This is a genomic window from Dolichospermum flos-aquae CCAP 1403/13F (genome assembly GCF_012516395.1).
Classification (GTDB): Bacteria; Cyanobacteriota; Cyanobacteriia; order Cyanobacteriales; family Nostocaceae; genus Dolichospermum; species Dolichospermum lemmermannii.
Genome location: NZ_CP051206.1, coordinates 2,156,926 through 2,170,004, shown reverse-complemented (window position 1 = coordinate 2,170,004; position 13,079 = coordinate 2,156,926). Strand labels below are relative to the sequence as shown.

General features: G+C 36.1%; 13 protein-coding genes and 1 pseudogene. 7 read left to right on the top strand and 7 right to left on the bottom strand.

Annotated features, from left to right (window positions below):
* Window positions 1-220 precede the first annotated feature (220 nt).
* The gene (locus tag HGD76_RS10730; protein ID WP_168695770.1) at window positions 221-1,963 is read left to right on the top strand and encodes a WD40 repeat domain-containing serine/threonine-protein kinase; all 1,743 of its coding nucleotides are present in this window, start codon (window positions 221-223) and stop codon (window positions 1,961-1,963) included.
* A 52-nt stretch (window positions 1,964-2,015) separates the two neighbouring features.
* Here HGD76_RS10730 and HGD76_RS10725 read toward each other — a convergent pair whose 3' ends face one another.
* A complete protein-coding gene (locus HGD76_RS10725) occupies window positions 2,016-2,315 on the bottom strand; it encodes a 30S ribosomal protein PSRP-3 (protein ID WP_015079494.1) in 300 nt (99 codons plus the stop codon).
* 160 nt (window positions 2,316-2,475) lie between these two features.
* Here HGD76_RS10725 and HGD76_RS10720 point away from each other — a divergent pair, with 160 nt between their 5' ends.
* The gene (locus HGD76_RS10720; protein WP_168695769.1) at window positions 2,476-3,276 is read left to right on the top strand and encodes a tetratricopeptide repeat protein; all 801 of its coding nucleotides are present in this window, start codon (window positions 2,476-2,478) and stop codon (window positions 3,274-3,276) included.
* A 78-nt stretch (window positions 3,277-3,354) separates the two neighbouring features.
* Here the strand turns inward: HGD76_RS10720 and HGD76_RS10715 are convergent, their stop codons facing one another.
* Entirely contained in the window at window positions 3,355-3,888 is a 534-nt protein-coding gene (locus tag HGD76_RS10715) for a dihydrofolate reductase (protein WP_168695768.1), read from the bottom strand.
* 16 nt (window positions 3,889-3,904) lie between these two features.
* Window positions 3,905-4,879, bottom strand: coding sequence for a GTPase Era (era, locus tag HGD76_RS10710; RefSeq protein WP_168695767.1), 975 nt, complete (start codon window positions 4,877-4,879; stop codon window positions 3,905-3,907).
* Window positions 4,880-5,174: 295 nt separating this feature from the next.
* Here era and HGD76_RS10705 point away from each other — a divergent pair, with 295 nt between their 5' ends.
* On the top strand, window positions 5,175-6,563 hold the full coding sequence (locus HGD76_RS10705; RefSeq protein WP_168697423.1) for a carotenoid oxygenase family protein: 1,389 nt from the start codon (window positions 5,175-5,177) through the stop codon (window positions 6,561-6,563).
* A gap of 82 nt (window positions 6,564-6,645) precedes the next feature.
* On the opposite strand, the gene HGD76_RS10700 is transcribed toward HGD76_RS10705, so the two are convergent.
* Entirely contained in the window at window positions 6,646-6,807 is a 162-nt protein-coding gene (locus HGD76_RS10700; RefSeq protein WP_210967764.1) for a hypothetical protein, read from the bottom strand.
* A gap of 163 nt (window positions 6,808-6,970) precedes the next feature.
* Here HGD76_RS10700 and HGD76_RS10695 point away from each other — a divergent pair, with 163 nt between their 5' ends.
* Together HGD76_RS10695 and HGD76_RS10690 are read left to right on the top strand one after the other, a co-directional pair.
* Window positions 6,971-8,104: an ISAs1-like element ISAsp2 family transposase gene (locus HGD76_RS10695; protein WP_168694588.1), complete on the top strand. Its 1,134-nt coding sequence runs from the start codon at window positions 6,971-6,973 to the stop codon at window positions 8,102-8,104.
* 354 nt (window positions 8,105-8,458) lie between these two features.
* Complete coding sequence (locus HGD76_RS10690; protein ID WP_210967763.1) at window positions 8,459-9,040, top strand: hypothetical protein; 582 nt, start codon at window positions 8,459-8,461, stop codon at window positions 9,038-9,040.
* 86 nt (window positions 9,041-9,126) lie between these two features.
* Here the strand turns inward: HGD76_RS10690 and HGD76_RS10685 are convergent, their stop codons facing one another.
* Complete coding sequence (locus tag HGD76_RS10685) at window positions 9,127-10,623, bottom strand: beta-barrel domain-containing protein (RefSeq protein ID WP_168695766.1); 1,497 nt, start codon at window positions 10,621-10,623, stop codon at window positions 9,127-9,129.
* 366 nt (window positions 10,624-10,989) lie between these two features.
* On the opposite strand from HGD76_RS10685, the gene HGD76_RS10680 reads away from it, so the two are divergent.
* Window positions 10,990-11,892 carry an alpha/beta hydrolase gene (locus HGD76_RS10680; RefSeq protein ID WP_168695765.1) on the top strand — a complete coding sequence of 301 codons (903 nt, stop codon included), beginning with the start codon at window positions 10,990-10,992 and terminating at the stop codon, window positions 11,890-11,892.
* Window positions 11,893-11,923: 31 nt separating this feature from the next.
* Here the strand turns inward: HGD76_RS10680 and HGD76_RS10675 are convergent.
* Together HGD76_RS10675 and HGD76_RS10670 are read right to left on the bottom strand one after the other, a co-directional pair.
* Window positions 11,924-12,508 (bottom strand): annotated as a pseudogene (locus HGD76_RS10675) (IS630 family transposase); the annotation flags it as partial.
* Window positions 12,486-12,626, bottom strand: a complete 141-nt coding sequence (locus tag HGD76_RS10670; protein WP_168694813.1) for a hypothetical protein — start codon at window positions 12,624-12,626, stop codon at window positions 12,486-12,488. The gene HGD76_RS10670 and the pseudogene HGD76_RS10675, both read right to left, overlap by 23 nt.
* Window positions 12,627-12,671: 45 nt before the next feature.
* Between HGD76_RS10670 and HGD76_RS10665 the strand changes: the two genes are divergently transcribed.
* Window positions 12,672-13,073, top strand: coding sequence for a M48 family metallopeptidase (locus HGD76_RS10665; RefSeq protein WP_233467170.1), 402 nt, complete (start codon window positions 12,672-12,674; stop codon window positions 13,071-13,073).
* Window positions 13,074-13,079 lie beyond the last annotated feature (6 nt).

The following is a 13,079-nucleotide window of genomic DNA, read 5'->3' as shown; positions in this document are numbered from 1 at the left end:
ATTTCCTTAACCTAACGAGTAAGTAGGTTAGCATTGAAAATCGTCGCTATGGCAAGGCAAGAGGCAAGAGGCAAGAGGGTTTGGGAGATTTTACTTTTCGTTACATATTACTCTTCGAGAAGCCGCTTCGCGTCTACGGTTTTTTTCCGTTCACCTACTTATTACAATGGGAACTATTTTTATCATCCAGAAACAGAAAAAGGAATCTAGAAAATAAATTGTGTTAATTAAAGAAGATTATCATTTAATCAAGCAGATTAGTAAAAGGGGATTTTGTCAAACATTTCTTGCTGTAGATGAAAGTCAATTTCCGCCAATTCCTTGTGTTATTCACCAATTTTCATCTCAATATCAAACACTGGAAAATTTTCAATATCAGGTAGAGAAATTAACGGAATTAGGTAAACATCCGCAAATTCCTTCCCTAATCACACATTTTAAAGAAAATGAATATTACTATTTAATTCAAGAATTTATTGAAGGTGATAATTTAGCTAGTTTATTAGCAAAGCAAGGTGTTTTTAATGAAACTCAGATTTGGCAAGTTTTAAAAAGTTTATTACCAGTTCTCAAGTTTATTCATGATCATCAAATTATTCACCAGAATATTCAACCAAAAAATATTATTTTGCGGACTGTAAATCAAAGTCAAAATTTATTAGATAATCTAGTTTTAGTTGATTTTGCTGCAATGAAATTTGTCAATATCAATGAATCTAAAGATGATTTAGTTGGTAGTCCAGAATATATTTCGCCAGAACAAATACAAGGTAAAGCTGTTTTTGTCAGTGATCTTTATAGTTTAGGTATAACTTGTATTTATCTACTAACTCAAATACCACCTTTTGAATTATTTGATATTACTAATAATAGCTGGATATGGCGAGATTATCTCACCAATCAAATTAGCGAACATCTAGGACAAACCCTTGATAAACTTATAAAATATAATTTACAAGAACGCTGGCAATCAGCAGATCAACTTATTTATACTTTGGGAATTAAAGATCATTGTTTGCCTTTATTATCCCCAATTAATCATCCTTTATGGCAACTTTCCTATCCTCTTGAAAATCAAATCAATAGTTCTATTAATACTGTGGCATTAAGTCATGATGGTAAAATATTAGCCAGTGGAGAAGATAATAAAAGTATTAAATTATGGGATTTAAACAATCGGCAATTAATAGCAAATTTTTTCGGACATACTCAAGCTATAACATCAGTTATTTTTAATCACAATGATACAATTTTAGCCACAGCTAGTGATGATCAAACTATGAATTTGTGGGATGTGAAGACATTAGCAAAAATTCATCTTCTGACTGGACATTCACACGCTGTTAAATCTCTAGCATTTCATCCCCAAGGGCAAATTTTAGCTAGTGGAAGTTGGGATAAAACTATTAAAATTTGGGATGTGAATACAGGTTTAGGACTGAATACTTTAACTGGGCATAAATTACAAATAAATGCTGTAGCTTTTAGTCCCCAAGGACGACTTTTAGCAAGTGCTAGTTATGATCGCACAGTTCGCATCTGGCAATTAGAAGACGGAAAATTTAACTTATTAACAACTCTTTCCGGTCATACTTGGGCAGTTTTAACAGTTGCTTTTAGTCCCAATGGTCAAATTTTGGCAACGGGTAGCGGTGATAATACAATTAAATTATGGGATGTTGGCACTGGTGAATTAATTAGCACACTTTCAGGTCATTCTTGGTCAGTGGTGGCTGTAGCTTTTAGTGCTGACGGAGAAACGCTGATTAGTGGCAGTTGGGATAAAACGGTAAAAATTTGGCAAATCAGCACAAAAAAAGAAATTGCTAGTCTTGTAGGTCATACAGACTCAGTATCTAGCGTTGCTATGAGTCATGATGCAAAATTGATTGCCAGTGGTAGTAAGGACAAGACAATCAAATTGTGGCAAAGGGGACTGGTGATAGGTGATAATTTTACTTAATTACCCATTACCAATCACCAATTACCAACTACCAATTACCAACTTAAAATCATCAGGCGCTACCTGTGAAGGCAACCTCTGGAAATTTCAACTGTGCTTCTGCCATTGGGCGTTTTCTGCCTTCTTCTTGCCAGTAGTTAATCACTTCTGTGGCTTTGTTGAGTAACTCCACCCGATCAACATCTGTAATCCAGTGTTTGGATTCTAACTCTTTTTTTAGCTCTTCCCAGGCATCATTTCTGGGCCAAAAAAAGTATTTGGTTAAGGGGCTAGATCCTTTACCAACAACTTGATCAACTGCTAGGGCGACGTTTTCGTCTAACCAGAGAATTTTTAAAATGAACTTGGTCAATTACACCTCCGGGGAATATCCGGGTTTTACTTACTTAGTTTGCGACCTCCTATTTTAACTCAATCTTTGACTAATTGACCAATGAATGAAGAAATTTGGGAATCTTCTTTGTTAGCTGTTGCTATATGATTAATTTTGTTGCCTATCACGTCAGAGTTAGATGATTAAACTAATTAGTATTTTCCTGAGTCTGTTGCTGGTTTTTGGCTGGAATACACCAGTTATGGCAGAATCTCAACCCATTACCGCCGAGGAGTTGCAAGTAGGGGATGAATTAGCGACTAAGGCTTTTGCAGCTACGAATCAAGGCGATTTTGTGACAGCGGAGGCTTATTGGACAGAAATTATTGAAAAATTTCCTACCAATGCGGGCGCATGGAGTAATCGCGGTAATTCTCGTGTCAGTCAAAATAAGTTACAATCCGCATTGACAGACTATAACCAAGCTATAAAACTTGCTCCCAATGTGACAGACCCTTATTTGAATCGGGGAACAGCATTAGAAGGTTTGGGAAGATGGGATGAAGCGATCGCTGATTATAATCGTGTATTAGAATTAGATCCCCAAGATGCCATGGCCTATAATAATCGTGGTAATGCTAAAACAGGTTTAGGGAAATGGCAAGAAGCGATTTTAGATTTCCAAAAAGCCACAGAAATTACCCCCAATTTTGCCTTTGCTAGAGCTAATTATGCCCTAGCTTTATATGAAACTAATCAATCAGATAAAGCTATCCGCGAGATGCGGAATATAGTCCGTAAATATCCTCGATTTGCTGATATGCGTGCCGCTTTAACAGCCGCTTATTGGGTGAGGGGAAATAAAGGAGAGGCAGAAAGTAATTGGGTAGCTGCTTATGGACTAGATACCCGTTATAAGGATATGAATTGGGTAACGAATATCCGTCGCTGGCCACCAAGTATGGTAGCAGCTTTGGATAGATTTTTGAAATTACAATAAATTGAACGGGGAACGGGGAACGGGGAACGGGGAACGGGGAACATAAAAATCAGTTGTGTATTAATTGTGTCCCATTACTTAGCCAATTATTGAAGGTGACGATACCTGATTAACGCACTTTTCAATTTCTACAAAATTAAACTGAAAGCCATTTTCCTGCATTTTCTTCTCTTTGGTGACTTTTCCAAAATCGGCAAATTCAGGAAAGTATATGTCTCCCACAAAATTACCTTCAACAATAGTTAAATAAAGTTTATCGGCAAATTCGATGGCTTCAGTATAAATCTGTCCACCACCAGAGATAAATATCTCTTCTGTTTCACTCATTTTCGCCCATGCAATTGCTTCTTCTAATGAATGCAAAACTATACAACCGAATGCTTGAAAATTGGTGTCTCTGGTAAGAATGATAGTTGTACAATTACGAATTGGTTTATTAAAAGTGGCATAACTTTTGCGCCCGATAATGACAGGATGTCGTCGGATAGTTTCCCGATAATAAAGTTCATCACTGGGAATATTCCAAGGAATACCCGCATGAATATGTTCTTTTGTCGAGTCTGATAAAATTCGATTTTCAGAAATGGCAGCAATGAGACTAATCAAAGGCATAATTTACCCCTATTTATTATTCTTCTACCCGATAACCCAGTTCTGCTAACCGCACTCGTGAATGTCGCCATTTAGGTTGAACTTTGACAAATAATTCTAGATAAACTTTCCCAGCAATTAGCTTTTGAATTTGTTGTCTGGCTTCACTACCAATAGATTTGAGCATTGTTCCACCTTTACCAATAAGAATACCTTTTTGAGAATCTCTATCAACATGGATGGTGGCGAGAACACGGGTAATTTTTGGGCTTTCTTCGACTAAATCAATGCCTATGGCTACGGAATGGGGAACTTCTTGACGAGTTAATAATAATATTTGTTCTCGAATCAATTCACCCATGATAAACCGTTCTGGTTGGTCTGTAACTAAATCGGGTGGATAATAAAATGGTCCTGGTTGGAGATGACTAATTAATAGATCTTGGAGTTGTAATAATTCTGCGCCGGTTTTAGCAGAAAATTTCACACTTTGCCATTGATAGCTATTAGCTAATTGAATATAACTATCATCTATTTTTTGAGCATCTTCTGGTTGTTCATCAATTTTATTAATCCCCAGAATTACAGGTGTTTGACTATTAATTAGTAGTTCTGCCACATAGCGATCGCCTGGACCACAAGCAACAGTGCCATCAACTACAAATAATATCACATCTACCGATTCAATGGCAATTTTCGCATTTTTTACCAGCACTTCTCCCAATTGATGATGGGGTTTGTGAATACCCGGTGTATCTACAAAAATTAACTGGGCTGTTTCTGTAGTTACAATCCCCTTTAACCGATTGCGAGTAGTTTGGGATACTGGGGAAGTAATGGCTATTTTTTGTCCGACTAATTCATTCATTAAAGTGGATTTACCCACATTAGTCCGGCCGATAATGCCAATAAAACCTGATTTAAACCCATCCGGTGCTTGAGGAATCATTACCCCACCGAAATCAGTAAAAATATTATTATCAATATTAGAGACTTGTGATTCTACTTGCATTGTTTACAGTTATGATTAATAGATTATTTTGACTTTGATGGAAATTTTCTTAGCGTTGCTAAATTGAAATATGAAATTGGTAAATTTAACCTTTGCAACCTTTATTCTTTGCGCCTTTGCGCCTTTGCGTGAGGCATATTCATATATTTGATTAGCAACACCATTCTCTTTTAGAGAAGAGATACATTAATTATTGCATATTTATGGAAATGATAAAAATTGTCTTCCCTAGCACAAATCGCAAACCATAATTATATTAAGTACAGTATCTTTATCTAGCTCACTGACTATGACCATAGCCTCAACCGCAGTAAATCCTTATTTAGCAGGCAATTTTGCCCCGATAAACACAGAAGTCAGCACTGACAACTTGGAAGTTATCGGAGAAATCCCTCCAGAATTATCAGGGATGTTTGTCCGCAATGGACCTAATCCGCAATGGAATCCCATTGGTCAATATCACTGGTTTGATGGCGATGGAATGTTACATGGTGTCCAAATCAACGACGGTAAAGCCACTTATCACAATCGCTATGTGAGAACTAGGGGCTGGAATATTGAACATGAAGCGGGTAAAGCTGTGTGGAGTGGACTTTTAGAACCACCGCAAATGGATAACCCTCACGGACCTGGGAAAAATACCGCTAACACAGCCCTGGTGTGGCACAATCAACAGCTTTTAGCATTATGGGAAGGAGGTGCGCCCCATCACATTAGCATTCCCGATTTAGCGACTATTGGGGAACATACCTATAATGATAAACTAGTTTCCGCCTTTACCGCCCATCCCAAGGTAGATCCAGTTACGGGGGAAATGATGTTTTTTGGTTACGGTTTTAGACCACCTTATCTACAATATGGCGTAGTTTCCGCCCAAGGTGAGTTATTACGAACAGTACCCATAGAAATACCCACAGCGGTAATGATGCACGATTTCGCCATTACGGAAAATTATACCATTTTCATGGATTTACCCCTGACATTTAGTGCGGAACGAATGATGCGGGGAGAACCGATGATGATGTTTGAGAGCGATCGCCCTAGTCGGTTTGGTATAATGCCTCGTCATGGTGACAACAGCAATATTCGCTGGTTTGAATGTCCTCCTTGCTACGTTTTTCACACCCTCAATGCTTATGAAGCGGGAGACGAAGTGATTCTTATCGCTTGTCGCATGAATTCCACTAATGTCCTGATTTCCCAGGATACACACAGTGATCCCAAAGGAGACATTCCTTTTTTACACCGTTGGCGTTTTAACCTTAGCACAGGTGCAGTCACAGAAGAACAACTAGATGATGTACCGGGAGAATTTCCCCGTGTCAATGAAAACCTGTTAGGGAGAAAAACTCAATATGGCTATGTAGGAAAAATGGCACATAGTCAAAATCCCCTATTTAAAACCCCCTTATTTGGTGGTGTAATCAAATACGATTTTGAAAATGCTACATCCCAAACCCATGAATTTGGCAAAAATCGTTATGGGGGAGAAGCAGTATTTGCACCAGATCCTAATTCCACAGTAGAAGACAAAGGATGGCTGGTAACATTTATTTATGATGAAAATTCCCAAACATCAGAACTCGTAGTTATCAACGCGCAAGATATCACCAGCGAACCTATAGCGCGGGTAATGATTCCTCAACGTGTACCCTATGGATTCCACGGTATTTGGATTTCCTAATTGAGTAGGTTGGGTTGACGTATGTTACCCAACATTGTCATTATCAATTCTTTTGTTGGGTTGCGCTGTCGCTTAACCCAACCTACTTGGTAGGATTTTTCTCAACTAAATCAGCAAACTTTTTTAATATTTCCCAATACTTTTCTCCCGCAACAAAAGATAAATCATTATGGCTGGCTTTTTCTACCCAAAAAGAAAGTTTGGGAGATGATACAGGGGAAACGCATCTAATTTTTTTTGACAAAATGTAACTTCTATGAATAGATAAAAAGGGCAGTATTACTATGTTAATATCAAGCCAATAAATGAGTATGAAGAAAATTTGATGGTAAATTCGTTTCTATAAGAATCAATAAAATGAGTTGAAGTGGTATTCTCAATAAAACTAAAGAGACAAAATTCACAAAATGAAGCTACCACCAAAAATCACAATAGTAGATCACTTTAAAGATTTAGAAGATAAAAGAGTTGAGAGAACAAAAAGGCATAAATTAATAGATATAGTAACCATTGCGATTTGTGCAGTGATCTGTGGAGTAGATAGTTGGGTATTGATGGAGGCTTATGGAAAAAAGAAAGAAAAATGGCTAAAACAATTTTTAGAACTTCCAAACGGGATTCCATCTCATGATACATTCGCCAGAGTATTTGCGAGAATAGATCCGCAACAATTTCAGAATTGTTTTTTGAGTTGGATAAAATCTATCAATAAAATTACAGAAGGAGAAGTCATAGCAATAGATGGGAAAACATTAAGGCATTCATATGATAAAGGAAAGGATAAAGGTGCGATTCACATGGTAAGTGCATGGGCAACTAGTAATAAATTAGTATTAGGACAATGTAAAGTAGAAGAAAAGTCAAATGAAATAACAGCCATACCGGAATTAATTAAAGTATTAGATATAGCCGGATGTTTAGTAACGATTGATGCGATGGGGTGTCAAAAAGAGATAGTAAAATCAATTGCAGAAAAATCAGGCGAATATATTATCGCACTCAAAAAGAATCAAGGTAATTTATATAAGAATGTAGAAGAAATCTTCAAAGAAGCTATATCTAAAGGGTTTGAGGGATTCAAATATAGTGAATTTCATACAAAAGAAGACAAACATGGAAGAGAAGAGATTCGTCATTATCTCATGTTATCAGACATAGAAGAAAGAATAGATACTGATAAGAAATGGGTAAATCTTCAAAGTGTAGGAATGGTAGAATATATACGAAAAGTTAATGGAAAAACGAAGGTTGAGACAGGCTATTATATAAGTAGTTTGACAAATAATGCGAAATTACTAGGAGAATCAGTCCGCACTCATTGGGGTATAGAGAATTCATTACACTGGGTTTTAGATGTAGCTTTTAGAGAAGATGATTGTCGGATAAGAAAGGATAATGCACCACAAAACTTTGCAGTTATTCGTCATATAGCAGTTAATCTTTTAGGAAAAGAAAAAAGCCAAAAACTAGGAACTAAAAGTAAGCAGTTTTGTGCAGGATGGGATGATGAATATTTAGAGAAGATTTTAGAATGTATCTGATAAAAATCAGAAAATATAGACAAATATAAATATAACCAATTTATTTTTCTGTTGATTCTACAATAGAATCTATATTTTTGATGCCAAAAAATATAGATATTAATATATAGAACTGAACAAAATAAATCCATCATTAAAAATAAATAATTACTCTAAATTTATGAAATTTTTATAATTTTAATAAAGGAATTTATCAGATTTTGAATGAAGTTAGATATTTTCCCATATTGATGCACTAATATAGTATTCTGTCAAGATAATTTAGATGCGTTTCCCCTGGCGGAGGCAGCCTTAGCAACATTATTAGGTCAAATAGCAATCATACCTCGGCAACCAAAGAAAAGTAATGTAGTTTTGAGTAAAACGGAGAATAGTTTAATTATAACTATTCCTCCAGGGTGTTTGTACAACAATTACAGTTTTCTATTTTTATTTTTTTCTATAATTTTTTATAGTGTTTTTGGGCTAATTTATTGGATTATAGCTTTTGATTATGTCGGTGGGTCGGGATTAATATTATTATTATCATTATTATTGCTCCCATTATATGTGATACCTAGATTAATCATCCCTGTAATAAAATTCTTATTCTCCAAACCTTTATCTCTTTTCATTACTTCTTTTCTGAATTCTGTATCAACCACACAGATACAAATTGATCAGGACTATATCAGCATAGAAAGATGGTTACTTGGTTGGTGTATTCGGGAAATAAAAATTCCCAAGTCAGATATTATTAGTGTGGGATTCAATGGTATGATGGGTTATAAATTTTCTAATCTTCTAATTCTTTATATTGTCAGATCCTATTCTTCAGATGAAAATGGAGAAAATATTCAAATTTTAAAAAAAAAGAGACATTTTCGATTTGGTGCATTTTTGACACAACAAGAGAAAGAATGGCTAGTCTGGGAGATAAAAAATACCTTAAATTAAGAATTTAGAGATTTTAACATTTGTTGAATAGGGCAGACTAGAAGCCCACCCTACAAAATTCAAAATTAATTACTGTTTTCAGTCAATTATCTCACCGAAAATGCCTCGCTAAACCGTCGAGTAATTGGTTCAACAATGAATGTTAAAACCGATTTTTGCCGGGTAACAATTTCGGCGTTAGCAGCCATACCCGGATTAAATTCTACCTGTTGTCCGCGCACATTTAAAGAATGTTTACTTAACTTAATCCTTGTCGGAAAAACCAAACCTAATTCTTTATCAATTATGGCATTGGGACTGATTTGTAATACCTCACCTTCAACTACACCAAATTCTTGAAAGGGAAAAGTGGCGATTTTGACTTTTGCTTTCATTCCCTGGTTAATAAAACCAATATCACGGTTAAGAACTTTTACTTCTAGGAGCATTTCTTCTCCTTCTGGTAAAATTGATAGTAGTTCTTCTCCAGATTGTACTGGACCTTTGGTAGCTTTAATTTTGTAAATTGTGCCGGCAACAGGGGCTTTGATAGTTTCTCCGTCTTTTTGTTGTCTAGCTTGTTCTAATTGACCAGCAACAGTAGTTAATTCTTCTTTGCGTTTGTTGATTTGGGTGAGAATTTCACTTTGACGTTCTGAGGTTAACCGGATATTTTGATTACGCGCTGTTTGATAAGCCTGTTCTGCTTGATTAATTTCTTGAAATTGAGCAGCCGCGTCTTTTTCTAAAGAAGCAATTTTATCTTTCGCTTCTGTTAAATTATTTTGATTTTTAGTAATTTCATCGGAATTTCTGATAATATCTGCATTAGCACGATTTAATCTTTCTTTAGCATCTAAATAATCAACTCTCGTTAAAGCCCCTGGTTCAACCAAGGTACGAAGATTTTCTTCTCGTTGTTGAGCAATAGATAAATTATTATCTAACATAGAACGGAGACTTTTGACATTCTCTAAGTTTTTTTGAACATTGGTAAAACTGACTTTAGCATTTGCCAAATTTTCTTGTAAGCGACTCAACCTAACTTTGGCTTGATTAAGTATTGATTGTTGTCGGTTGGCTTCTGCTGCTGCTGCTGCTTGTTTGGCTTTATAGTCTAATAACCGGGAGTTTAAAAGTTCATCTTGGAGAATTGTTCCCGCAGTTTTTCCTCCAGAACGTTCAGCTTGTAATCTTTGTAAATCATCTTCAATTAATTTACTAGATTTAGCTAGACGGTTAACATCAGTTTGTTGAAAATTGGGGTCACGTTGAATGAGAATTTGATCTTTAGTCACGCGATCGCCTTCTTTCACTTTCACTGCTAAAATAGAACCATTACCCAAAGCTGTCACTGGTCTAACTTGAGTAGAAGCAATTAATTCTCCTGTTGCTGTCGCTACTTCATCAATTTCTGAAAAATGCGCCCAGGAAATTGTCCCAAATATCACAAAACTCATTGTTCCCGCTAATAATCTTGTGTAAAGCGGTGGTAATTCCTGTACAGCTTTACCCAATTCATAGGATAATTGTTCTTCTGGTTTAGCAAATCTCTCTTTCGTTTGACGCGCTTGCACAGCATTTGCAGCTAGGGAAAATTTCATAATTTGTCAGTTTTGTTAGTTGTTTTTTTTATTGAGTGATCCCAATTTTATGTAAGCCTAATAAAACTAATTTCTCAAGGAAAAAAGGCTTAATCTGGTAATTTTGTGAAGCTGCATTAAGAATTAATATGAGCAATAACTAATTACTAAATGTTTAATATTAATCTATTTCAATATCAAATATTGTCATGTAAGTTACTACTTTATCCAGATCCCCGACTTCTTCAAGAAGTCGGGGATCTATTCTATACATAATAGTTTTTAGAGAAATTATCTGTATTTCTTCCTACAGTTAGAAGCAATTTTATCTACAATATACGTTAATGAGCTAGTAGCTTACTGGCGAAGGAAGTAAAAATTAACTTTATGATTGATCACAGCGACACAATTGCATCTCGTCAAGAAGGCAAATTTCCAGGTGTGGGTGGACTTGATTTGTATTACCAAAGCTGGCATCCTGGAGGTGAAGTCAAAGGAATCTTAGCCATTGTCCATGGACTCGGAGGACACAGCGGACTTTACAAGACCATAGTTGAGCATTTGTTACCGAAAGAATATGCTATCTATGGTTTTGATTTACGTGGTCACGGACGTTCATCTGGTCAAAGAGGTTATATTAATACCTGGGCAGAATTTCGTAATGACTTGCAAAGTTTCCTCAATTTGATTCAACAACAACAACCAGGATGCCCAATTTTTCTATTGGGACATAGTATGGGGGGAGTGATTGCATTAGATTATACTCTTCATTATGTACAAAATAAATCTGAGTTGTCAGGTGTGATTGCTTTTGCACCCAGCATTGGTCAAGTAGGAGTACCGCTGAGTCGTTTAGTTTTAGGTAAGTTACTCTCCCAGGTGTGGCCGCGTTTTTCCTTGAATATTGGTTTGGATTTTAGCGCAGGTTCACGAGATCAGAAAATTTTAAATTCCTATACTCAAGATAAATTACGCCATACTCTCGCTACTGCTAGGTTATCTACAGAGTTTTTTACTACAGTAGATTGGATTCATACTCACGCTGAAAAATGGCAAATACCTCTATTAATTTTACATGGTGGTGCTGATAGAATCGCTTTACCAGCAGGAAGTGCAACTTTTTATCAAAATGTTACCTATCCAGACAAGTTAAGAATTGAGTACCCTGGAGGCTATCATGATTTACACTACGATATTAATTATGTTGAGGTAATCACTGATTTAGTTAATTGGATGGATAAACATTTACCTGCTGCGGTAGTACCATTAAAATCAGTGAATAATCAATAATAGGCGGTAAATAATTTAAAATATAGGACTCCTATTTGAGTTTTGAACAAATTCCGTACATCTGAAGAGTGGCAAAATCAAAGGTAGTGTGTCGAATAAACCACTCAAACATCCACTTTAAATGCGAGAAGGAAGGTATCAATGCACAGAAACGCCGAACCCATGTTTTAGCTTGTAACCAAATATCCTCAATCGGATTTTGCTCTGGACAATTAGGAGCAAAGCGAACGCAGTGTATTTTCCATTCAGGGGGTTCCAAGCCTTGATTAATTTCTGCCAAAAAACCTCGAATCTCTTTGGAACGATGATAAGTAGCACCATCCCACAAAATCAGTAATCGCTGGTCAGGAGACTGATTTAGAAGATATTGAAGGTAGTCAATAGTATTTTCTGAGTTGCCCTTGTCATCAGCCTTCATCAGTAATTGTCCTTCGAGATAATCAACCGCCCCGTAATATGTCTGTTTTTCGCGCTCATTTACGACTGACACTGTTATTTCTTGGTCTGTTTTCCCCCAAACATAGCCACTTAAGTCTCCCCACATTAAATGACACTCATCAAGCAGCAATACTCTTAACTTTCCTGTCTCAATTTCAACGCGGTGGTTTGCCAATAATTTTCCTTACCTCACGCGCATCTGGACGCATATCTATAAAATCTTGTAGTTCAGCTATCGCCTCTTCCTGCGATACTTTTACTGTCTGTGTTGCAGTTTCTGAATGCTGACTTATCATTGTTCCTTGTTAGACTTGTATACCTCACCGTATTCTCTCTTAGTCTTGTTCAGAAATCAAATAGGAATCCTATATGTTAAACCAGGAAGTGACCAAGAACAACGTCAAAAAGTATTAAACTCTTGGTATCGTCAACAATTAAAATTACAAATTCCTCCATTAATAGATAAATGGGAAAAGGTAATTAATGTGAATATCAATGAGTGGGGAGTAAAATTAATGAGAACAAAATGGGGAACTTGCAATATTCAAGATCAACGCATTTGGTTAAATTTAGAATTAGCTAAAAAAGATCCTCTCTGTTTAGAATATGTGATAGTCCATGAAATTACCCATTTATTAGAACGGACTCACGGGGCTAAATTTCAGGCTTTAATGGATGAATTTATGCCCAATTGGCGGACATATAAAGAAAAATTGAACCGTTATCAATTGAATAGTGATTAAGTTCCC